This window comes from Streptomyces sp. iso_384, from assembly GCF_056172905.1.
This window is the reverse complement of sequence record NZ_JBWBTT010000027.1, coordinates 61,242-82,817: the sequence shown is the minus strand read 5'-3', so window position 1 is coordinate 82,817 and position 21,576 is coordinate 61,242. Positions and strand designations below refer to the sequence as shown.

At 71.6% G+C, this 21,576-nt stretch carries 17 protein-coding genes; 9 read left to right on the top strand and 8 right to left on the bottom strand.

Translation table 11 applies throughout. The annotated features are described in order from the left end of the window. Window positions 1-30 precede the first annotated feature (30 nt). Together AC0VY3_RS37670 and AC0VY3_RS37665 are read left to right on the top strand one after the other, a co-directional pair. A complete protein-coding gene (locus tag AC0VY3_RS37670; protein WP_103513029.1) occupies window positions 31-993 on the top strand; it encodes a PLP-dependent cysteine synthase family protein in 963 nt (320 codons plus the stop codon). After that, complete coding sequence (locus AC0VY3_RS37665; protein ID WP_103513030.1) at window positions 990-2,222, top strand: ATP-binding protein; 1,233 nt, start codon at window positions 990-992, stop codon at window positions 2,220-2,222. Before AC0VY3_RS37670 ends, AC0VY3_RS37665 begins: the two co-directional genes overlap by 4 nt. Before the next feature lie 28 nt (window positions 2,223-2,250). On the opposite strand, the gene AC0VY3_RS37660 is transcribed toward AC0VY3_RS37665, so the two are convergent. Further along, window positions 2,251-3,738, bottom strand: a complete 1,488-nt coding sequence (locus AC0VY3_RS37660) for an MFS transporter (protein ID WP_475551975.1) — start codon at window positions 3,736-3,738, stop codon at window positions 2,251-2,253. A 184-nt stretch (window positions 3,739-3,922) separates the two neighbouring features. On the opposite strand from AC0VY3_RS37660, the gene AC0VY3_RS37655 reads away from it, so the two are divergent. The 4 genes from AC0VY3_RS37655 (at window position 3,923) to cmdF (ending at window position 9,409) form a co-directional block, all read left to right on the top strand. Then, on the top strand, window positions 3,923-5,218 hold the full coding sequence (locus AC0VY3_RS37655; RefSeq protein ID WP_103513032.1) for a cytochrome P450: 1,296 nt from the start codon (window positions 3,923-3,925) through the stop codon (window positions 5,216-5,218). After that, complete coding sequence (locus AC0VY3_RS37650; RefSeq protein ID WP_475551974.1) at window positions 5,215-6,249, top strand: FkbO/Hyg5 family chorismatase; 1,035 nt, start codon at window positions 5,215-5,217, stop codon at window positions 6,247-6,249. Before AC0VY3_RS37655 ends, AC0VY3_RS37650 begins: the two co-directional genes overlap by 4 nt. Beyond that, on the top strand, window positions 6,246-7,730 hold the full coding sequence (locus AC0VY3_RS37645; protein ID WP_475551973.1) for an AMP-binding protein: 1,485 nt from the start codon (window positions 6,246-6,248) through the stop codon (window positions 7,728-7,730). The genes AC0VY3_RS37650 and AC0VY3_RS37645 overlap by 4 nt, the downstream gene beginning before the upstream one ends. A 65-nt stretch (window positions 7,731-7,795) precedes the next feature. Next, entirely contained in the window at window positions 7,796-9,409 is a 1,614-nt protein-coding gene (gene cmdF / locus AC0VY3_RS37640) for a tyrosine 2,3-aminomutase (RefSeq protein ID WP_103513034.1), read from the top strand. Window positions 9,410-9,502: 93 nt separating this feature from the next. Here cmdF and AC0VY3_RS37635 read toward each other — a convergent pair whose 3' ends face one another. Then, the gene (locus AC0VY3_RS37635; RefSeq protein WP_103513035.1) at window positions 9,503-11,107 is read right to left on the bottom strand and encodes an MFS transporter; all 1,605 of its coding nucleotides are present in this window, start codon (window positions 11,105-11,107) and stop codon (window positions 9,503-9,505) included. A gap of 277 nt (window positions 11,108-11,384) precedes the next feature. On the opposite strand from AC0VY3_RS37635, the gene AC0VY3_RS37630 reads away from it, so the two are divergent. Further along, entirely contained in the window at window positions 11,385-11,828 is a 444-nt protein-coding gene (locus AC0VY3_RS37630) for an enediyne antibiotic chromoprotein (protein ID WP_103513036.1), read from the top strand. Between the two features lie 87 nt (window positions 11,829-11,915). On the opposite strand, the gene AC0VY3_RS37625 is transcribed toward AC0VY3_RS37630, so the two are convergent. After that, window positions 11,916-13,316 (bottom strand): FAD-binding protein, encoded by a 1,401-nt coding sequence (locus AC0VY3_RS37625; RefSeq protein ID WP_475551972.1) that lies wholly within the window; start codon window positions 13,314-13,316, stop codon window positions 11,916-11,918. 25 nt (window positions 13,317-13,341) lie between these two features. After that, the gene (locus AC0VY3_RS37620; RefSeq protein ID WP_103513038.1) at window positions 13,342-14,874 is read right to left on the bottom strand and encodes a class I SAM-dependent methyltransferase; all 1,533 of its coding nucleotides are present in this window, start codon (window positions 14,872-14,874) and stop codon (window positions 13,342-13,344) included. Window positions 14,875-15,160: 286 nt separating this feature from the next. Between AC0VY3_RS37620 and AC0VY3_RS37615 the strand changes: the two genes are divergently transcribed. Together AC0VY3_RS37615 and AC0VY3_RS37610 are read left to right on the top strand one after the other, a co-directional pair. After that, on the top strand, window positions 15,161-16,330 hold the full coding sequence (locus tag AC0VY3_RS37615) for an epoxide hydrolase family protein (RefSeq protein WP_103513039.1): 1,170 nt from the start codon (window positions 15,161-15,163) through the stop codon (window positions 16,328-16,330). 65 nt (window positions 16,331-16,395) lie between these two features. After that, the gene (locus tag AC0VY3_RS37610; RefSeq protein ID WP_103513040.1) at window positions 16,396-17,805 is read left to right on the top strand and encodes an extracellular solute-binding protein; all 1,410 of its coding nucleotides are present in this window, start codon (window positions 16,396-16,398) and stop codon (window positions 17,803-17,805) included. A gap of 68 nt (window positions 17,806-17,873) precedes the next feature. Here the strand turns inward: AC0VY3_RS37610 and AC0VY3_RS37605 are convergent, their stop codons facing one another. The 4 genes from AC0VY3_RS37605 to AC0VY3_RS37590 form a co-directional block, all read right to left on the bottom strand. After that, window positions 17,874-18,083 carry a DUF6052 family protein gene (locus AC0VY3_RS37605; RefSeq protein WP_103513041.1) on the bottom strand — a complete coding sequence of 70 codons (210 nt, stop codon included), beginning with the start codon at window positions 18,081-18,083 and terminating at the stop codon, window positions 17,874-17,876. Beyond that, window positions 18,055-19,362, bottom strand: a complete 1,308-nt coding sequence (locus tag AC0VY3_RS37600; RefSeq protein ID WP_103513042.1) for an AMP-binding protein — start codon at window positions 19,360-19,362, stop codon at window positions 18,055-18,057. The genes AC0VY3_RS37605 and AC0VY3_RS37600 overlap by 29 nt, the downstream gene beginning before the upstream one ends. Before the next feature lie 92 nt (window positions 19,363-19,454). Beyond that, entirely contained in the window at window positions 19,455-20,090 is a 636-nt protein-coding gene (locus tag AC0VY3_RS37595; RefSeq protein WP_258047485.1) for an anthranilate synthase component II, read from the bottom strand. Continuing rightward, entirely contained in the window at window positions 20,087-21,568 is a 1,482-nt protein-coding gene (locus AC0VY3_RS37590) for an anthranilate synthase component I family protein (protein ID WP_103513044.1), read from the bottom strand. Before AC0VY3_RS37590 ends, AC0VY3_RS37595 begins: the two co-directional genes overlap by 4 nt. Window positions 21,569-21,576 lie beyond the last annotated feature (8 nt).

The following is a 21,576-nucleotide window of genomic DNA, read 5'->3' as shown; positions in this document are numbered from 1 at the left end:
CTCCTCTTTTCCGAGCACTGGAGCCCTCTGGTGACCATCGACCTCCTCACCGCACCTCCCCGGCGGCGGATCGCCTCCGGGGTCGAAGAACTCATCGGCAACACCCCCCTGGTCCGCCTCGCCGTCGCCGACGCGCAGCCCCGCGCCGAGGTCCTCGCCAAGATCGAATCCGCCAACCCGTTCGCCAGCAGCAAGGACCGTGCCGCCCTGGCGATGCTGCGCGGCGCCGAGCGGCGCGGCGACATCGCCCCCGGCGGCACCGTGGTGGAGTCCACCTCCGGCAACACCGGGATCGCCCTGGCAGCGCTGAGCGCCCTGCACGGCTACCGCTGCGTGGTGGTCCTGCCCGACAGCGCCACGTCCGAGCGGATCGGTCTGCTGACCGCCCTGGGGGCCGAGGTCGTGAAGACGCCCAGCGCCGAGCGGTTCGCCGGGGCGATCGCCAAGGCCGAGGAGATCCAGGCCGCCCTGCCCGGCTCGTGGTACGTGCGCCAGCACGAGAACCCCGACAACGTCCGGGCCCACTACGAGAGCACCGGCCCGGAGATCTGGGCGGACACCGGTGGCCGGGTGGACGTCCTGGTGGCCGGGGTCGGCACGGGCGGCACCCTCACCGGTGCGGGGCGTTTCCTGCGGGAGCACAACCCGGAGCTGGAGATCGTCGCGGTGGAGCCGGAAGGCTCACCCGTACTCTCCCGCGGGCACGCCGGAAACCATCGCATCCCCGGGCTCAACGGCGGCTTCGTCTCCCCCACCACGGACGTCTCGCTCATCGACCGCGTCCTGACCTGCTCCGACGAGGACGCCTCCCGGACCGCCCGCGAACTCACCCGGAACCAGGGCATCTTCGCCGGTCTCTCCTCCGGCGCCGCCGTCCACGGCGCGGCCCTGCTGGCCCGGGAGCCCGCCTATGCGGGCCGGACCATCGTCACGATCCTCCCCGACACCGGGGAGCGCTACGTCAGCATCTGGAACGAGGGAGCCCCGTCATGACCACGCTCGTCCTGCACCGCGGCTCGCTGCGCGCCAACCCCTACGAGCGGTGGCTCGGGGACCACGGGGAGAAGATCGTCCTGCTGGCATCGGCCGAGCAGCTCGCCCTGTTCGGCGAGGAACTGCCCGCCGTGGCGCCCTACGCGCACGCCGAGGCGGTGGCGGACTACGACACCGGCGCCCGGGTGGCCGAGCGGGCCGCCGAACTCATCGAGGAGTTCGCGGTCACCGACATCGTCGCCTGCCACGAGTTCGACATCGAACGGTCGGCCGCCCTGCGCGAGCGGTACGGCCTGCCGGGGCAGCACCTGGACACCGCCCGGGTGTACCGCGACAAGTGGGAGATGAAGCTCGCCGCGCGGAGCGCCGGGATACCGGTGGCCGAGCACACGCTGCTGCGCTCCGCCGACGACCTCGGGAGCTTCGCCGACCGGCACGGGATGCCGGTCGTGGTCAAGCCTCGCCGGGGTGCGCTCTCGGTCGGCGTATCCGTGCTGCGTACCCGCGAGGAGCTCGCCGCCTGGTCGGCGGCCACCGCTCTCCTCGGCCCGGACGGCGAGCCGCAGTGGCTCGCCGAGGCCTTCGTCCAAGGGGCCATGTGCCACATCGACGGCACCGTCCTGGACGGCCGGATCACCAGCATGTGGCCCTCGCAGTACCAGTACGCGCTCGCCGACTACCGGGACCGCAAGGGCCGCGTCGACATCGCGCTCGACACCGCCGACCCGCTGGCCCGCCGGCTCATCGCCTTCGGCGAGCGGGTGCTGGCCTCGTTCGGCGGCCCGGAGGACCACGCCTTCCATATCGAGGTGTTCCATACCCTCGACGGCGAACTCGTCCTGTGCGAGGCCGCGTCGAGAGCAGGCGGCGCGGGGGTGCGGGATGTGCACAAGGTCCTGTTCGGCTTCGACCCGATGGAGTATCCGGTACGCCGGCAGCTCGGGCTGCCGGTCGGGGCGGGGGAACGCCAGGACCCCGCGCAGCTCGCCGGTCAGCTGCTCTTCACCAAGCGTCCCGGTGTGCTGCGGGCACTGCCCGACCCGGCGACGCTTCCCGAGGGCGTCGTGAAGTACACGGTCTACGCGGAGGTGGGGCAGACCGTCCAGGACGCGTCCCACTCCGGGGACTTCCTCGCCGCGTTCGTCATCACCGGCGCGGACCGGGCCTCGACGGAGGCGCGGATCCGGGACGCGGAGGCCTGGTTCAGGGCCGGCCTCGGCATCGGCTGACGGCCGGTCCCGGACCACGGCGCCCGCGCTACCCCTTCGCGCCGTTCCGGGCGAGTGCGGCCAGCCGGGCGGCGAGGAGGACGGCGAGAGCGGCGACGGCCACCCCGGCGGCCATAGCGGATGTGTAGCGCAGCCCGAGGGCGGATGAGGCCGGGTAGAGGACGATCCCGACGACGGCGATGCCCAGGGCCGCCGCGAGCTGCTGCGTGGTCGCGAGGACACCGGCTCCGGCGCCCGCGTCCTTGGGGGGCACCCGGCTCATCACCGTGCTCGTCAGCAGAGGGACGATCATGCCGTTGCCCACTCCGTAGACGGCCATGCCCACCAGCAGCAGGATCAGGGAAGTGCCGTCGTCCGCCAGCAGGGAAGCGGCCGGAGCCGCGGCGAGACCGGCCGCGACCAGGGCGGCGGAGGCGACGAGCACCGGCGGGCCGAATCGCGCCAGCAGCGGGGCGGCGATCCGCGAGCCGACGGCAACGGCGACGGCCGCGGGGGTGAAGGCCAGTCCCGCCTCGGCGGAGCTCAGACCGGCCTCGTCCTGCAGGTAGAGGGCCAGGACCACGGCGAAGGGAACGCTGGCCATGTAAAGGAGGAAGTTGAGCAGGACGCCGTGGACGAAGACGGGCACGGCGAACAGGTCCACCGGAAGTATCGCCGGCCTGCCGCCGCGGATCCGGGTCCGCTGGTTCCGGACGAACACGGCGGCGAACACACACCCGGCCAGGCATACCAGCAGCCCGCCGGGGAGGAACGGCCATTCCCGGACCCCGGCCAGCGGCACCAGCACGCATCCCATCGAGACGGCGGCGAGCATGGCGCCCGTGACGTCGGTCCCCCGGCCGGCGAGAGCCGGCCGATCGGCTTCCAGTACGGCGGGCAGGGCCAGGAACACCACCAGGCACAGCGGCACGGCCAGCAGGAAGACGGGGCGCCACCCCCACCCGAACAGGTCCCACGCCGGCAGGGCCCCGCCGAGGATCTGGCCGCCGACCATGCCCAGGCTCATCGACACGGCGAACCAGGACAGCGCCTTCTGCTGCTCGGCGGGCGGGAACTGGGTCCGGATCAGCGCCAGAACCTGCGGTTGCAGGAGCGCCGCGGCCGCGCCCTGGGCCAGCCTCGCCGCGATCAGCGAGCCCGGGGACCAGGCGAGCGCGCAGGCCAGCGAGGTCATCGCGAAGACGGCAATACCCGCCCGGTACATACGCCGCCGCCCGAACAGGTCGCCGAGCCGGCCGCCGGTGATCAGGCCGAGGCCGTAGACCAGGCCGTACCCCCCGACCACCGCCTGGAATTCGAAGGGGGTGAGCCGGAACGATTCGTTGATCGACGGTGCGGCGAGATTGACGCAGAACTGGTCGAACAGCGAGAGGAACGGGCCGACCAGCAGCAGAGCCAGCGCCCGGGAGCGCCGCGGATTCGGCGGCGGAGGCGGCGGGCCGCCCTCCTGTCCTGCGCCGGCCCGGTGCTCCCGGAGCTCTGCTCCCGCCCGCTTGTGGAGGAGTCCGTCCGCCATGTGTCGCCATCCCCTCGTGTGTCGCCTGGGGTCATCCCAGGAGCAGCGGGACCGCGCGGCAAGCGGACTTGGCCGAGTCGTCCGCAAGTCGGTGAAGCCGCGGAGGCTTACCCAACTCGGAATGGACGCCCATCGGTCGGGCCGCGCATTCTGCCGACGCAACCAGACGCAGAAAGGCTGTGCGATGGAAAGCGGTCCTTCAACGACGCGCCTCTCCTTTGCAGGCGGACGCGACCATGACGACGCCCGCACTCTCGTGCTGCGGTTCCTCGAAGGCGGTGCCCGCACCGACCCCTACCCCCTGCTCAACCGCATCCGCCGCTCCGGACCGGTGTGGCTCCGTCAGGGTGTGGTCGTCCTGTCCTCCCGCGCCCACTGCGAGGCCGCGCTGCGCGCCACGGACACCTCGTCGGTGCCCGTCGGCGTCTGCCCGCTCTCCGCCGGCCGTCTGCGGCGTGCGGTGGAGAGCGCCTTCTCCGCGAGGACCGCGGCGGCCCTCGTTCCCGTACTCCGCAGTGTCATCGACGACCGTCTGGACTCGGTGGCCGCCCGCGGACGCCTGGAAGCGGTCACCGACCTCGCGCACCCGGTACCGATGGCCGTCCTCTCCCACCTGCTGGGACTGCCTCCCGCCGACGCGCAGTGGCTGCACCGGCGGACGATGGCGCTCTCACCCGCCCTGGACCCCGGCCCCGCTCTCGCCGGGGCCGACACCTCGGCGGCCGTGGCGGAGCACGGGCGGGCGGCGGCCGATCTGGACGACTACTTCGCCCGGGTGGTGGAACGGCGGCGGCGTACCGACGGCGACGACCTGCTCTCCCGTCTGATGCGGGGCGAACCCGGCGGTGAGCGGCTCGACGAAGCCGAGGCCGCCTCGTTCGGCCGGTCCCTGCTGGGCTCCGGGTACGAGGCCACCGCTGCCCTCGTCTCTGGCTCCGCTCTGGCGTTGCTGCGGGCCCCGCACGAGATCGACGCCGTGCGGCACGACCCAGGTCACACGGAGCACGTGGTGGAGGAGACCCTGCGTCTGGACCCGCCGGTGCAGCTGGTGCGGCGCCGCGCCGCAACGGATCTCGACCTGTGCGGCACACCGGTGCCCCGGGGGACGGTGATGGTGCTGCTCCTCGCGGCGGCCCATCGCGATCCGGCGCTCGCGGCCAGCCCCGACGTGTTCGCCGCGGACGGCAGTTCACCGCATCTGGCGTTCGGCGCGGACCCGCACCACTGTCCCGGCGCGCCGCTGGCACGGCTGATCGCGAGCAGTGTTCTCGTGCGGCTCGTCCAGCGGGTCCACGGGCCCCGCCTGGCTCTGGGCACCCCTTCCCACCGTGCCGCCTCCGCTCTGCGGGGGCTGCGGGCGCTGTGGGTGGACGCGGACGGCTTCGCCGCCCGGGAGCTGCCCTGGCCGGCGTCGCCCGTCGACCGGCCCTCCGCTCACCCGCGTACAGCCGCATTCGACGCGGCGGGAAGGACATCGTGACAGTCATCCACCCCGGCGCTCCGGCCTTGGCGGCGCCCGCCCTGGACTGCCTCTTCATGAAACCCGGCGACGAGGAGAAGGGCCGCACCGCCGGGCGCCATGTGCTCGGCAGGGTGACCTACGGCCACAGCGGCCGGCCGCCCGGGCTGCACGACGGCGCCCCGCTGGTGCGGATCGCCATGGCGGACCGGAGTGCCGAGCGCGTCACCGAGGTGTGGACGAGCGACCGGCCGGTGCGCTCGGGCCGCGAAGGCGATCTGGTGCACGCCGAGGACGGCGAGCATCTGTTCTGCGCGGTCCGCATCGACGGGCGCGAGGTCTACCGCGACGCGGTGAACGCCGTGTACGAGCAGGTCTTCGCCCTCATGTGGCGGCTGGGGTACACCGAGCTGCTGCGGATGTGGAACCTCGTCGGGGACATCACCGGACCCAACGCCGAGGGCATGGAGAACTACCGGGACTTCTGCATGGGCCGTGCCCGGGCGTTCGAGTCCTGGTCCGGCCGGATCGACGGCATGCCGGCGGCGACCGGCATCGGCTCCCTGCGTCCCGGCATCGACCTCTACTTCCTCGCCTGCCGCACGGGGCGCGCACGCCACCTGGAGAACCCGCGGCAGACCCCGGCGCACCAGTACCCCTCGCGGTACGGTCCCAGGCCGCCCAGTTTCGCCCGTGCCACGGTCCTGGAGCCGGCCTGGGCGCAGCGGCCGACGCTGTACGTGTCCGGGACGGCGAGCATCATCGGTGACGACACGGTCCACCACGACGACGTGGAGGGGCAGTGCGATGTCACCCTCTCCAACATCGAGGCGCTCATCGCCCCGGAGAACCTGCACCGCCACGGCCTGGTCGGCGGATTCCGCCTGGCGGACCTCGACTGCGTCAAGGTCTACGTCCGTGACGCCGCCGACCTGCCGACCGTCCGCGCGCGGTGCGCCGATGTGTTCCGCCCCGGGGCGGACATCGCGTACTTCAACGTGGACGTCTGCCGCCCCGACCTGCTGGTGGAGATCGAAGGAGTCTGCCGGTGACCAACTTCGTCGAGCAGCTGGCCGACACCGCCCTGTCCAGGGGGTGGATGGGGCGCCCCGCGTATTTCGTGGACGACAGCGTCCACCGCTTCGAGGACGTGTTCGCGGGCGCCGCTCGCGCCTCTGCCGCCTTCACCGCGCGGGGGCTGGGCCAGGGGTCACGCGTGCTGATAGCTCTGCCCGACGGCATCGAGTTCATCTGGGCCTTCCTCGGATCCCTGCGCATCGGGGCCGTCGCGGTGCCGGTCAACAGCATGTTCCACCCGGACGAGATGATCCGGGCCTCGTCGGTCGCCGCACCCGCGGCGGTGGTCGCGGACCCGGAGTTCGCCGACCGGTTCTCGGCGCCCGTCATCACACCGGACGCACTGGACTGCGACGCACCGGTGCCGCCGTACGCCGTCGTCCACGACGACACCCCCGCGTTCGCGGCCTTCACCTCCGGGACGACCGGCGGTCCCAAGCTCTGCTTCCACACACACGGCGACCCGGAGATCCTGACCGGTGCGGCCGGCGGGGCCGTCGGTGTCACGGCTGACGACGTGAGCTACTCGGTGCCGCGCATGAACTTCGCGTACGGCCTGGGCAACTCCCTCTTCTTCCCCCTTCTGACCGGCGGCGCCGCGGTGCTCACCCCCCGTCGGCTGACGCCGGGCGATTCGCTGGCCGTCCTGGAGAAGTACAGCGTGAGCGTCTTCTACAGCCAGCCGACATTCTTCGCCCACATGCTCGGCCACCCCGACGCACGGCGGGTGCTGGACCGATTGCGGGTGGCGGTGGTGGCCGGAGAGGTGCTGCCCGAGTCGCTGGAGCGTGATTTGCGCGGGATTCTCGGACCGCGGCTGCTCAACGTGTACGGCACGACGGAGATCGGACACGCCCTGCTGGCGAACGGCCCCGCCGAGATGCGTGAATTCACCCTGGGCCGGGTGCTCCCCCCTTATCGCCTGCGAGTCGTCGACGACCACGGCCTGCCCGTCGCGGCGGGTGCCGAAGGGCGCTTGGAGGTGGCGGGGCCGACCATCGGTCCCGGCGTCCCGAGCGGGGGCGACGCTCCGATCCGCCTGCGGCCCGACGAGTGGTACGCCACCAGCGACGCCGCGGTCCTGGACGCCGACGGGTTCGTCCGGGTCCACGGCCGGCTCGACGACGTGGAGATCGTCGCGGGTATCAACGTCCATCCCACCGAGATCGAGGACCGGCTCGTCTCTCACCCAGCCGTCGAGGAGGCGGCGGTGTGCGCGATACGACGCGACTCCGGCATCTCCGTACTGCGCGCCTATGCCGTCCTTCGGCATCCTGGGGAAGCGACGGACGCCCAGACTCTGCGAAATGAGCTCCTGGCCTCCTGCCGCGCGTCTCTGACCTGGTACAAGGTGCCGGAAGACGTCACTTTCGTCGCCGGGCTGCCCCGCAATCCGACGGGCAAGCTGCTACGCCGCGTCCTGCGCGAACTTGCCGCCGAGGACGCACTGCGCTGACCCCTGGCACGCGTCCTGTCTCCCGCACGGCTTCCCTCACCGCATCTATTTCCGGAGTGAAAACGTTGACCTCAGTCGAGACCGCCGCCGCTTCCGTGTCCTTCGACGGCCAGACCCTCACCATCGAAGCCGTCGGGCGCGTCGCCGAGGAGGGTGCCCAGGCGGACGTCGCCCCGGACTCGGTCGAGAAGACGCTGCGCAGCCGGGCCATGCTGGAGGAGCTGGCGGAGCAGAACGTTCCCATCTACGGCGTCACCACCGGGTACGGCGAGATGATCTACATGCAGATCGACAAGTCCCAGGAAGTCGAGCTGCAGACCAACCTGGTGCGCAGCCACTGCTCCGGCGTGGGGCCGATATTCGCCGAGGACGAGGCGCGGGCCATCATGGCGGCCCGTCTCAACACCCTCGCCAAGGGGCACTCCGCGGTCCGCCCGGAGATCCTGGACCGTCTCGCCCTCTACCTGAACCGGGGCATCGTTCCGGCCATCCCGGAGATCGGCTCGCTGGGCGCCAGCGGCGACCTCGTTCCCCTCTCCCACATCGCGAGCACGTTGATCGGCGAGGGGTACGTGCTGCGGGACGGGCGGCGGGTGGAGACGGCCTCGGTCCTGCGCGAGCAGGGCATCGAGCCACTCCAGCTGCGCTTCAAGGAGGGCCTCGCGCTGATCAACGGGACATCGGCGATGACCGGTCTCGGTTCGCTGGTGGTCCAGCGCGCGCTGGACCAGACACGGCAGGCCGAGCTGGTCTCGGCTCTGCTCAACGACGTTCTGCGCGGATCGGCGAGCCCGTTCCTGGCGGAGGGCCACGACGTGGCCCGGCCCCACCGGGGGCAGATCGACTCGGCCGCCAACATGCGGGCCCTGCTGGCCGGCAGCCGGCTGATCGCCGACCACGCGGAACTGCGCCAACAGGTGCAGGACGGGAAGGAGGACGGCAAGAAGGTCCAGCGGACCGAGACGTACCTGCAGAAGGCATACACCCTGCGGGCCGTCCCGCAGATCCTCGGCGCCGTCCGCGACACCCTGTACCACGCGCAGGACAAGTTGGAGATCGAGCTCAACTCGGCCAACGACAACCCGCTCTTCTTCGAGGGTCAGGAGATCTTCCACGGCGCGAACTTCCACGGCCAGCCGATAGCCTTCGTCCTGGACTTCGTCACCATCGCCCTCACCCAGCTCGGCGTCCTGGCCGAGCGGCAGCTCAACCGGTTGCTGAACCGTCACCTCAGCTACGGGTTGCCCGAGTTCCTGGTGGCCGCGAACCCCGGCCTCAACTGCGGGTTCGCCGGAGCCCAGTATCCGGCGACCGCCCTGGTGGCGGAGAACCGCACCATCGGCCCGGCGTCCACCCAGTCCGTCCCGTCCAACGGCGACAACCAGGACATCGTCAGCATGGGCCTGATCGCCGGCCGCAACGCTCGCCGGGTGCTCGGCAACAACAACCGCATCCTCGCCGTGGAGTTCCTCGCCGCCGCCCAAGCCGTCGACGTCTCGGGCCGCTTCGACGACCTGAGCCCCGCGTCCAAGGCCACGTACGAGGCGGTACGTTCCCTGGTGCCGGCGCTCGGGGTGGACCGCTACATGGCCGATGACATCGAGCTCGTCGCCGCCGCGCTGTCGCGGGGCGAATTCCTCACCGCGCTCGCCAGGTACACGGACGTCGAGCTGCGCTGACCTCGCGCCGGGGCGGGATCCGCACACGGAAGAACGCCCGGCCGGGGCTTCCCCGGCCGGGCGTTCTCGCGTACGGGCGGCGCCGCGCGCCGGTCAGACGGCGAGGGTCTTCTCCTCGGCGGGGGCCGCCTCCGACGTATCCTCCTCCGAGGCGGCCTCCTTCGGCGGAGCCTCCTCCTGGCCGACCGGCGGGATGTGCCGCATCAGGGCGACGAAGAAGACTCCGGCCACCGCGATCAGGATCGCGCTGACGGTGGCGACGATGTGGATGCCTCCGGTGAAGGCCACGCGGACCGGCTCCATCAGCGCGTCGGCGAGTTGCTGGGGCAGCCCCTGGGCGGCGGACGCGGCTCCGGAGACGCTGTCGCGGGCGGCCTCCGCCGCACCGTCCGGAACGTCCGCCGGGACGGCGGTGTCGATCCGGTCGCGGTAGACGGCGAGTCCCAGGGTGCCCAGGGTCGCGACGCCGAGGGCGGCGCCGAACTCGTTGCTGATCTGGGAGAGCGCTCCGGCCGAACCGGCCTCCTCCGGCGGGACGGTGCCGACGACCATGTTGGTGCCGAGCGCGACCAGGGGCGCACCGCAGAAGGAGAAGACGGCAAAGCCCACGACGAGGGTCGTGGTTCCCGACGCTGCGTCGAGCTGCGAGAAGGCGAGCAGGACGGCAACCACACCGGCGATGCCCGCGCCGATGACGTACGCGGGACGGATCTTGCGGGCGATGATGGGGCAGACCATGAAGGAGACGGTCGCGGCCGCCATGCCCGGGAGCAGGCCGAGACCGGCCTCCAGGGGCGTCATGCGCTGGGCCGCCTGGAAATACTGGGTCATGAACAGCATGACCGTACCGCCGATGAGGCTGTACGCGAGCAGACCGAGCAGCGAGGCGCTGAAGCGGGCGTGGCGGAAGAGCGTCACGTCGAGCAGCGGGGAGGCCAGAGCGCGCTGACGGCGAACGAAGAGCACACCGAGGACGATGCCCACGACCACGGCGGCGACAGACAGGGCGCTCCAGCCGTTGCGCGCGAGCTCCTTGATGCCGTAGATGACCGGGAGGGTGGTCCCCAGATTGAGGGCGACGCTCGGCATGTCGATCCCTCCCGCCTCGGGATTGGCGGACTCGGGCAGCACCTTGGGGCCCACGACCAGGAGCAGGACCATCACGGGAACACCGAGGAGGAAGAGCGAGCCCCACCAGAAGTGCTCCAGCATGACACCGCCGAGCAGCGGGCCGATGATGGCGCCGAGGGTGAAGCAGCTGGCCCACATGCCGATCGCCGCGGCTCGCTGCTTGGCGTCCTGGAACATCGTGGAGATCAGCGCCAGCGTGGACGGGCTGATGGCCGCGCCGGCGATGCCGAGCAGGACTCGGGCGGCGATCAGCATGCCCGCACCGGTGGCGAACGCGGCGAGCAGCGAGGCGGCGCCGAACGCCGCGCCGCCGATCAGAAGCAGCTTGCGGCGTCCGATCCGGTCTCCGAGCGTGCCCATGGGTACGAGGAACCCGGCGACCATGAAGCCGTAGATGTCCATGATCCACAGCTGCTGGTTGCTGTCCGCGCCCAGGTCCGCACTCAGATGCGGCAGCGCGAGAAGCAGTACGAAAACGTCAAGGGCTACGAGGAGGGTGGGAAGGGCGAGAATTCCCAGCCCGATCCACTCCTTCCGCCCCGCCTTGGGAGCACTGCCTGCAGTCATGTGCCTGTTCTTCCCGTCGTCGTGTGTGGACAGGGCTCCTGTACCTCGTCTCCCGGTCAAGGGCCCACCCGGCAGCGTCCCGCGACGGGCGGCGCCGACGCATCTCGCAGAGTGCCGTCCTGATGGCCCGTCCTAGTGAGTTTCATGAAGCAACTTGAGAGATGACGGTGCGGATCTTCGATCGCTAACTTTTTGAGCGGACAGAGGGGAGCGGCACGAAGACGCCGCATCCCGCCGAGTCCGCCATTTCCCCTCACAACTCACATGGAGTCACAACATGTCTGCCAAGAACAAGCTCGCTCTCGCCGCCCGGCTCGGTGCCACCGCCGCCCTCGCCGTCGGCCTCGCGGTGTCCTTCCAGCCCTCCGCGAGCGCCGCCGCCGCACCGGCCGTCAGCGTGTCGCCGGCGTCGGGGCTCTCCGACGGTCAGCAGGTGACCGTCACCGCCACCGGCCTGACCCCGAACACCGTGTTCCACCTGGGGCACTGCGCGTTCGTGGAGCCGGGCAAGTACGGCTGCGACAAGACCACGGCGAAGGACGTCGTCTCGGACGCCCAGGGCAAGGTGAACACCACGATCGTGGTGCACAGTTCCTTCGAGGCGGTCGTGACCGCCGACGGAGTGGTGTGGGGCAAGGTGGACGCCAAGGCCACGCCGACCCAGGTCGGCCTGGGCAGCGCCTCGGGCGAGGGAGGCGGCCAGGCGGTCACGTTCAAGTAGCCCCGGGCAACGGCCGAGCGCCAAGCGCGCGGCGCGGACTCCGTGGGAGTCCGCGCCGGGCGGTCCAATACGTCAGGAGGTGGGTCTTCAGCCCGCCGGGCACCCCGGTTTCCGGTCCACGGCGGGCGCGAAGTCGCCAGCGAACCGCCCTCCCGGGTCGATCCGCTGCCGCACCCGGTCCACTGCCGCCGCGGCGGCGGGGTCCAGATGGCGCTGCGGGCTCGTGGCCCCCTCCACCAGGGAGGGCACGGTGGTGCCGGTGCTCCAGGGGCCCAGCGCGGCCCGCACCAAGGCACAGTGGCGTTCGAGGTCCGCCACCGCGACCGGTCCGAACGGCGGCCCCGATCCCATGTACGCGTACGCCGCGTCCACCAGACTCAGCGCGCCACCCCGCGGGTCCGCCTCGGCGAACGCCCCGCCGAGCTGCCGCAGCGTGGCCACCACCAGAGGAGAACCGGACCCTTCGCCCACCGCGCCCAGGAACGCGTCCACCGCGTCGTCGCCGAGTTCCGAGAGGAGGAAGTGGTCGCCGACGAACGGAACGGGCTCGGCCGGATCCATATGGGCGTCGAGCACCCCGGCCGCGTCCGTGAGCGACCAGGTGTCCAGCAGCGGCGCGGCCAGGTCGCGCAGCGGACCGAGCAGCGCCTCCGCCTGCCGCCGTGCCTCGGGCACCTCGTCCGGCGACGCGGCGAGCACCGCGCCGTCCACGCACACCACCGGCCCGGCGGCGAGGGCCGGTGGAACACCCGGGACCGGCGGCAGGTTCATCACCCGGAACGATGTCGTCGCATGGGTCGGGGCGTTCCCGGACCAGTCGCGCCAGGCTCGGAGGAGGGGCCGTGCGTGGGCCGCGGACCAGTAGGCCGCACCGGTGACGACCCCGGCAACCGGAAAGAGGTCGATCTCGACCGCGGTGACGACGCCGAAGCCGCCGCCGCCGCCCCGCAGAGCCCACAGCAGTTCTGCGTCGCTCTCCTCGTCCGCGCGGACGAGGGTGCCGTCCGCGCGGACGAGTTCGACCGCGCGGACACTGTTGGCGGCGAGTCCGGTGTGCCGGCCGTAGAAGCTGACGCCACCGCCGAGCAGATACCCCACGACACCGACGTGGTCGGCGGATCCGTGCGGGGCGGCAAGTCCGTGCGGCGCGGCGGCGGCCACGACCTCGCCCCATGTCGTGCCCGCCGGGACGCGCGCGGTGCGGCGCCGCACATCGACCTCGACGCCGCCCTCCAGCCGGGTGCGGATGAGTGCTCCGCCCGCGACCCGGGGGCGGGAGCCGGAAGCGTGTCCGGTGGTGTGCATCCGTACCGGCAGGCCCCGTTCGTCCGCCGCACGCACGGCGGCGCGGACCTCGGCGACCGAGCGGGCGGTCACGGCCACGTCGGGGCGGACCGGGGCGGCGAGGTTGAAGACCTCGGTCGCCTCCTCGTACTCCGGGGCTCCGGGAGCCGCGAAGAGGTCCGGCAGGACATCGTGGTGATTCATGTCGGCAGCTCTCCCCTCGTCCTTCTCAGTGCTCACGCACGGCCGTCAGGAACACGAACGTCCCCGGACCGCTCTCTTCGCGAACTCTCAGACCGGCGGCGGCCAGCCAGCGGCGGAGGTCGTCGATGTCGAAGAGCTGAAGGCCGCCCTGGTGCTGCGGGAAGCGGTGGGCGGACTGGAAGTGGCGGTAGACCGGGTCCTCCGAGCGCCGGAAGGTCATCAGGGTGAACGTGCCGCCCGGCCGCAGGACCCTGCCCACTTCGGCGATGGCCGCGCCGGCGTCGGCGTAGAAGGCCTGGAGGGCGTTCCAGCACACCACGGCGCCCAGCGAGGCGTCCTCGAAGGGCAGTTCCGCGGCCGATGCCAGGACGGAGGGAACCTCCGGCAGCCGTCCTCGCAGCACATTGAGCATCGGCAGGGCGCTGTCGAGGGCGATGAGCCGCCCGGCGCCGACCGTCGCGGCGATCGTCGCGGTCCACCGGCCGGCTCCCGCACCCAGGTCGAGGACGGGGCCTTCCACGGGCCGCACGTTCTCGGCGATGTAGCGGTCCTCGTCCTCGGGGGAGATGGCGCCGCCCCAGTCCGAGCCGGAGACGCGCAGGAAGGCCGGGCGCGCCACGGCCTCGTAGAAGAGGCCCATGCTGGGAACCCTGGAGAGCTTCTCCAGGAAGTCGGCGTCGCCCTCGCCCTCGTCCGCGGCGGCGGTCAGGTCGAGGATGCCCCCGGCGACCGGGTAGCGCGCCCGGCAGCCGCCGCAGTGCGCGAATCCGTCGCGGGGTTCCAGGGAGCCCGCGCAGGACGGGCAGCGCAGCGCATCGGTGTGGGGGGCGAACAGAGTGGCGTCGGCGACCGGAGCGGTGACCTCCCGGCGCTCGGGCACGGGCGCGGCGGGCAGGTTCCGCGGATCGCCGTTGCCCACCGCCCAGTAGGCCCGGGCGCCGATGCAGCCCAGGACGGTACGGGTGTCGTTCTCCCAGCTCGCCACGAGTTGCTCGGGCGTCAGCTCCGCGATCCACCCCTGGTCGAAGGCCTGCTCGTCCTCGTTCAGGGTCCATGCCGATGGCGCGGGCCACACCCGTCCCAGGGCGGGGCTGTGCGGGTCCAGGGTGCGCAGCGCCCGGTCCAGCCGGGAGAGGTCCTCCGCCTCCAGGTCCAGTTCGGCGGCCTCGGCGAGAATCCGGTCGCGGTCACCGGGGAAGTGCGCCAGGAGATACAGGAGCGCGAGCGTGAGCGGCTTTCCGATGCCGGGTGTCCGCAGCAGTTCCAGGTAGAGGCTGAGGTGGCCTCGTACAGCGAGGGTCAGCGGGCCGTCGGTGGCCGGATACTCCGACTCGGCCAGCAGGCCGAGCAGTACGGCCACATGCCCCTTGCGGTCGGCGGCGGCCTCCGCGAGCGCGGCCACGAGCGCGGGCACGGACTCGGCGGCGTCCGCGTGCGCCGCGCCGTCGGACCACAGGGCATCCACCAGCGTGCGGAACTCCGCAGCCACGTCGTCGGGCGCGGCCCGGACGACGGCGTCGAGGAGGCCGTCGGCCGCGGGAGCGGTGGAAACGTTCATCTACGTGTCCTTCCTTGATCGGTGCGGCAGGCGGCGGTGCCGCGCGCGCCGGTCACGCTGCCAGCCGCGGACGCGGCACCGCATCTTCCGGGCTGCCCTCCTGTGCGCCGTCCCCCGCTGGACGCCCCGGGCGGTCGAGCAATCCTCAAGATGCGGGGGGCTCGAAGGGCGGCGGACGATACGGGCTGGGCGCTCTGGGGTCCGGGACCGGTCCCTCCTGTGCGCGTCCGCCACGACCGACGACCCGACGCGACCCGACGACGGGTCAGCCTTCCCCGGAGCGCTCATGCATCCCTTTCACATCGCCATTCCGCAGGCCCAGCTCGACGACCTGCGCCGCCGCCTCGACGCGACGCGTTGGCCCGACGAGCTGCCCGGTGTCGGCTGGGATCGGGGGGTTCCTCTGGGGTATCTCAAAGAGCTCACCGAGTACTGGCGCACCTCGTTCGACTGGCGTGCCGCGGAGGCTCAGCTGAACGCCCACCCCCAGTTCGTCGAGGAGATCGACGGGGCACAGGTGCACTTCCTGCACGTCACCTCCCCCGAGCCGGAGGCGACCCCGCTGCTCCTGACCCACGGCTGGCCGGGTTCGGTCGCCGAGTTCCTGGACGTGATCGGGCCGCTGACCGACCCCCGCGCGCACGGCGGCGACCCGGCGGACGCCTTCCACCTGGTCATCCCGTCGATCCCGGGCTACGGCTTCTCCACGCTCTCCGAGACCGGCTGGGACACCCCGCGGATCGCCCGCGCGTGGGCGGAGCTCATGGCGCGTCTGGGCTATGACCGCTACGTCGCCCAGGGCGGCGACGCCGGAGCGGTGATCTCCCTGGAGCTGGGCCGCATCGACCCCGAGCACGTCATCGGCGTGCACGTGAACATGCTGATGACCTTCCCCTCCGGCGACCCGTCGGAACTCGCCGCACTGGACGAGCGCGACCAGGCACGTCTGGCCAAGCTCGGCCGTTTCGACGCGGAGCTCTCCGGCTACATGAAGCTCCAGCAGACCCGTCCGCAGACCCTCGCCTACGGGCTCACCGACTCGCCGGTGGGCCAGCTCGCCTGGATCGTCGAGAAGTTCCTCGACTGGACCGGCGCGACGGCCGTGCCGGAGGACGCCGTCGACCGCGACCGCCTGCTGACGAACGTGACGATCTACTGGCTGACGGCCACCGCGGGTTCGTCCGCCCAGTTCTACTACGAGGGCGCGGCCGGCGTACGCGCGGCAGCCGCCGGTGCCGTCCCCACGCCGCTGACCGTGCCGGTGGGCGTCGCTGTGTTCCCCGACGACATCTTCGTACCCGTCCGCAGCTTCGCGGACCGGGACATCCCGACCATCGTCCACTGGACGGAGTTCGACAAGGGCGGCCATTTCGCCGCGCTCGAACAGCCCGAAGCGCTCACCGGCGACGTCCGCGCCTTCGCCCGCTCACTCGGCCGCGTGGCTGCCGCGGCCTGAACCGTTCGCCCCCTCCGCCACCCGCGGATCGCATTCCGACTGTTCGAAGAGAGATGAGGCACGGCATGACCGACAGGACCCCGATCGACGTCTGGGTGGCCGACCTGACGTTTCCCGGCTACATGGACCGGCTCCATGCCCTGGGGGCGGAGTTCGAGAAGGCGCACCCCGAGTACGAGATCAACATCGAGGGCCGCGATTTCCGGTTGCTGTCGCAGCAGATAGCCGAGGCGGCCGAGCAGGGCAGGCCCCCGGCCGTCGCGGAGTACTACTTCGCGGTCACGCAGGCGGCCCGGGACTCGCGCACGCCCGAGGGTGGCCCGTTGTTCACCTCGGTCCAGAAGGCGATCGCGGGGCGCACCGAGATCCTCGGCGAGCCGGTCGTCCTCGACGACATCCTTCCGGCGGTGCGCGAACACTACTCCCTCGACGGGGACCTCACCTCGATGCCGGCCGTCGTCACCGCGATGCTCGTCTACGGCAACAAGACGGTGCTCGACCGGGCGGGTGTCGGTCTCCCGAGCACCTGGGGCGAGATCGAGACGGTGTGCCAGGCGGTCGCCGCCCTGGAGGACGGCCCGTCGCACGGGGTGACCTGGGCGAACCACGGCCTCTTCTTCCAGCAGGCGCTCGCGGCCCAGGGCGGCGAGCTCGCAGACAACGGCAACGGCCGCACCGGACGGGCCACCCGGCTGGACCTGGCGTCGAAGGAGATGCTCACCTGGGTCGAGTGGTGGCAGCGGCTGCACCGCGAGGGGCACTGCCTCTACACCGGGAAGATCCCGGACTGGGAGGGCAACATCAAGGCCTTCGCAGACCAGGACGTGGCGCTGCGGATCACCTCGTCCAACGACCTGAACTACATGGAGATGGCGGCCGGGAACGCCGGCTTCGAGCTGACCGTGGGCCCCTTCCCGCAGCCCGACGGCGACGCGGCAGGCGGCAACATCATCGCGGGCACCTCGCTCTGGCTCGCCGACGGCCTCGACCAGGTCACCCAGGACGGTGCACTCGCCTTCATGCAGTTCCTCAACAACCCGCGCAACGCAGCCGACCGGCACATCGCGAGCAGCTTCGTCCCAGTCACCCGGTCCTCCTACCGCCTGCTGGAGGAGGAGGGCTGGTTCGACGCCCACCCCTTCCACCGGCTGGCGAGCCGGCAGCTGGGCTCGTACCCGCAGGGCGGGAAGGAGGGCGTGCCGCCGTGCCGCGGCGCTCTCTTCGGCGACTTCGCCGGTGCCCAGGACGTCATGACCCGGGCCATGGACGACGTCCTGTCCCGCTCGGCCGTGCCTGCCGAGCGGTTCGCCGAGGCCACCGCCGAGGCGCAGTCACTGCTCGACGCGTACGAGAAGGACCGCCTGGACAACGGTGTGCGCAATGCCGAGAGCCTGCGGGTGGAGTACTTCCGGGACGCCGAGGCGTACACCGGCGCCCAGCTGGAGGACGCGGTGAAGGGCACGCCGAAGAAGTGACAGCGGCATGGGGTGAGGGGGCGGACCGGCCGGTCCGCCCCCTCACCCCATGCCGTGCGCTCCGCGCCTCAGGCTGCTTCGCCCTCACCGGGCGGCCGGTAGTAGTCCTCCAGGTTCACCGCCTGCCCGTCGAGTGCGACGCGCAGCTCGGCGAGGGCACCGCGCAGGGCGGCGTGCACCGCGGGAACCCGGCAGCTCTCCGCGAGGCCCAGGAGGGCGTGATAGCTCTCCAGGAGGCGGCGCTCATCCTCAGGCGTGAGCCAGGTGCCGTTCGTCATGAAGCCGTGCCGCCTTCCATCTGGTGCGGGGCAGACTGCCCGCCGGGGAGAGTTCCACCTGGGGGCGGATGCCGATCTGACGCTTGAAGTCCTCGGCGATCCGGGCCCGCAGCGCCTGTGCCGCCTCGCCGTCGACCACTCCGGCCTCGGCCTGGACGTGGATGGTGTCGAGTCCTCGGACCGTACGTATGGACGAGCGGAACTCGCCGACCTCGGGAAAGCCGCGCAGCACGTCCTCGATCATCACCGGGGTGACGGAGACTCCGCGGACCTTGCGCATGTCGTCGACCCGCCGCAGGATGCCTCCGTCGAGGAAGTCCCAGGTGCGGCCGCAGCCGCATTCGGTGTGGGGCCGCTTGACGACGATATCCTCCGTCCAGTGGCGGAAGAGCTGCATACCCTCCCTGTACAGGCCGGTGGTGACGCGTACCCCCTCCTCGCCGTAGCCGACCGGCAGGCCGGTTCCGGGATGCAGGACCTCCTCGATCACGGTCGGCTCGTTGATGTGGCAGGCACCCCGGCGCGAAGGGCATTCGAACATGAAGACCCCGCCGAACTCGGTGGTTCCCGCGGCGTTGAAGACGCGGGCTCCGAACGCCTCCTCGATGGTGCGCGTCGTGAAGTCGGAGCGCGGTTCCGCACCGGCCAGCATGACCTGGACGTTGGCGTCCCGGGCCAGGTCCACGCCCATCTCGCCCGCGGTCTCGATCAGCCGCATCGCGTAGCTGGGGGTGAGGCCGAGCACTTCGATCTGCAGGTCGACGAGGAGCCGGACCACGGTGGTGGAGTCGAGGCCGCCGGCCGGGACGACGGTGCACCCCATGCGTTCCAGGGCGTAGTGCATGCCCCAGAAGCCGGCGAACAGCCCGTAGCCGAAGGCGACCAGACCCTTGTGGTGGGAGCGGACACCGTTGCTGTAGAGGGCGGTACAGAACGTGTCGGTGATCCACTTCCAGTCGCGTTCTGTGTCGAACGTCCTGACCGGGGGGTTGCCGCTGGTTCCGCTGGTCTGATGATGGCGCACGCCCCGTGCCGGGTCGGTCGAGGGCCAGGTGCCGTACGGCGGGGACGCCTGCTGGGAGGCAAGCAGATCCGCCTTGTGCAGCAGCGGCATGCGCTCCGTGTAGGCGGCCATCGAGGTGATGCCGTCGGGGATCCGCCCCGCCCAGAAGGGGGACGACCGTCGGGCGTGGTCCAACGCCCGGCTGAGCCGGCTCCACTGCCACCGCTCCAGTTCGTCGCGGGGCATGGTCTCCGCCCGGCTGTTCCAGTACTCCACTGTGCCTCCGTGATACGCGACGCCGATGTGGACGAGCCCATCACGCGGGTCCTGCCCCGTGCATCTCGGCATGTGCGGACCTCACGGCCGGCTCAGGCGGCCCGGTCGTCCGGCTCCGCCACACGGAACTTCCGTACGTCGTCGAGGAAGTTGGCGACCAACCGCATCCCGTGGTCGGTGCGGAAGCTCTCCGGGTGGAACTGCACCGACTCGATCGGCAGGGTGCGATGGCGCAGCCCCATCACATACCCGTCGTCGGCGGACCGGGCGGTCACCTCCAGGCAGGAGGGGACGGTCAGTTCGGGCACGATCAGCGAGTGGTAGCGGGTCGCGGCGAAGCGGTCCGGCAGCCCGGCGAACAGCCCTCGTCCGTCGTGCTCCACGGGGCTGGCCTTACCGTGCATCAGCCGCCGTGCCGGCACCACGCTCGCCCCGAAGGCCCGGCCGATCGCCTGATGGCCGAGGCAGACGCCGAACAGCGGCAGCCGCCCCGCGAAGGCCCGCACGATCTCGACGTGGCCGGATACGTCGGGGTGCCCGGGGCCGGGCCCGAGCAGGATCGCGTCGGGGAGGCCGGATTCCAGCTGCGCCGGGGCGAACTCCCCCGAGCGCACCATGACCGGGTCGGCCCCGGAGGACATCAGGTACTGGCGCAGAATGTCGACGAAACTGTCGAAGGCGTCGACCACCAGGACGCGCGGCCGCGGGCCGGCGGGCGGGATCGTCACAGCAGTTCCTTTCCGGTGACCGCCCAGTGGGCGGCACTCATCTTGGCGAGCGTCTCGCGCCATTCGCCCGCCGGTACGGAGTCGGCGACGATGCCGGCCGACGCGCGCGTGCGATAGACGCAGTCGCGGTGGAACAGGGTGCGGATGCACAGGGCGAGGTTGGTGTATCCACCGACGTCGATCAGGCCGAGCGCACCGGCGTACAGACCGCGGCGGCTGTCCTCGACGGTCTCGATGACCTCCATGGCCCGGATCTTGGGCGTGCCGGTCATGGTCCCTGCCGGGAACAGGGCCGCGACGGCGTCGAAGGCGTCCTTGTCCGGCTCCGCCTCACCGACGACCGTCGACACCAGGTGCAGAACGTGGGAGTACCTCTCCACGACGAACTCGTCCGGCACGGCGAGGGTGTCCGACCTCGCGATCCGGCCGATGTCGTTGCGGCACAGGTCCACCAGCATGGTGTGCTCGGCGATCTCCTTGGGATCGGAGCGCAGCCGTTCGGCGCTCTGTGTGTCGTCCCCCCCGTTGTGCGGGAGCGTCCCGGCGATCGGCCGCATGGTGACGGTGCCCTGCTCGATCCGTACGAACAGTTCGGGGCTCGCGCCGATGACGCACTGGCCTCCGACACTGGCGAGGTACATGTACGGCGAGGCGTTGCGCCGACGCAGCCGCTGGTAGACGTCGACCGGGTCGGCCGTGGACCGCATGGTGAGTTCATGGCCGATCTGCACCTGGTAGACGTCGCCGACCGCGATGTGCCGCAAACACCGCTCCACATCGGCGTGGAACGCCGCGGGGTCGGTGCTGTCGCTGACCAGCGCCTCGGGAACGGTGTCCGCCGCGGGTTCGGGGTGGGTGTCCGGGGCGGCGGCCAGCAGCGCGGCGATGTCCTCGGCGCGCAGGGCGGGCCAGGCGTCGGACTCGTGGAGGAGCAGTTCGGTCCCCTCTGCGGCGAGGTCGCGGACCACACAGCCCTGGTGGAGCACGAGCTGAACGTCGGGCAGGTCGGGCCGCTCCTCGATGAGGTGGGGGAGGTCCTCGACGTAACGCACGGTGTCGTAGCCGAAGTAGCCGAGGAAGCCGAAGCGGAACCGGGTAGAGGAGCCGTCGGCGGCGAACATGTCCTGCGTGGCGCGCAGCAGCGGCCACAGACCGGTGGGGGTCCGCAGCCGGAGCGACCCGTCGGTATCCTCGTCGAGCAGCGGGCGGATCCGCTCCAGCAGGGCGCCGCGCAGGGTGGGCAGCCCCTCGACGCGGACGGCTCCCTCGGTGACGGCCACCGACAGCAGGGCGCCGAAGCCCACGAACTGGTAGCGGCGGTCCCGGATCGGTCCGGCGGCCGATTCGAGCAGGTAGACCTCGTCGGGTCCGAAGCGCTGGGCGAGTGCCCGGTAGGCGGGCAGCATCGGCACCTGCGGCAGCGGGTGCGTCCGGGTGGCCACCCCGATCGCGGCGGGCGCCAGGCGCAAGTCGTTCATCGCGGGGT

Excerpts from the sequence above, each read along its gene's own strand:
- AC0VY3_RS37660 (WP_475551975.1), bottom strand. The coding sequence starts at position 3,738 with ATGGCGGACGGACTCCTCCACAAGCGGGCGGGAGCAGAGCTCCGGGAG.
- AC0VY3_RS37605 (WP_103513041.1), bottom strand. The coding sequence starts at position 18,083 with ATGACGAACGGCACCTGGCTCACGCCTGAGGATGAGCGCCGCCTCCTG.
- AC0VY3_RS37625 (WP_475551972.1), bottom strand. The coding sequence starts at position 13,316 with ATGAATCACCACGATGTCCTGCCGGACCTCTTCGCGGCTCCCGGAGCC.
- AC0VY3_RS37665 (WP_103513030.1), top strand. The coding sequence starts at position 990 with ATGACCACGCTCGTCCTGCACCGCGGCTCGCTGCGCGCCAACCCCTAC.
- AC0VY3_RS37630 (WP_103513036.1), top strand. The coding sequence starts at position 11,385 with ATGTCTGCCAAGAACAAGCTCGCTCTCGCCGCCCGGCTCGGTGCCACC.
- AC0VY3_RS37590 (WP_103513044.1), bottom strand. The coding sequence starts at position 21,568 with ATGAACGACTTGCGCCTGGCGCCCGCCGCGATCGGGGTGGCCACCCGG.
- AC0VY3_RS37610 (WP_103513040.1), top strand. The coding sequence starts at position 16,396 with ATGACCGACAGGACCCCGATCGACGTCTGGGTGGCCGACCTGACGTTT.
- AC0VY3_RS37620 (WP_103513038.1), bottom strand. The coding sequence starts at position 14,874 with ATGAACGTTTCCACCGCTCCCGCGGCCGACGGCCTCCTCGACGCCGTC.
- AC0VY3_RS37615 (WP_103513039.1), top strand. The coding sequence starts at position 15,161 with ATGCATCCCTTTCACATCGCCATTCCGCAGGCCCAGCTCGACGACCTG.
- AC0VY3_RS37655 (WP_103513032.1), top strand. The coding sequence starts at position 3,923 with ATGGAAAGCGGTCCTTCAACGACGCGCCTCTCCTTTGCAGGCGGACGC.
- AC0VY3_RS37635 (WP_103513035.1), bottom strand. The coding sequence starts at position 11,107 with ATGACTGCAGGCAGTGCTCCCAAGGCGGGGCGGAAGGAGTGGATCGGG.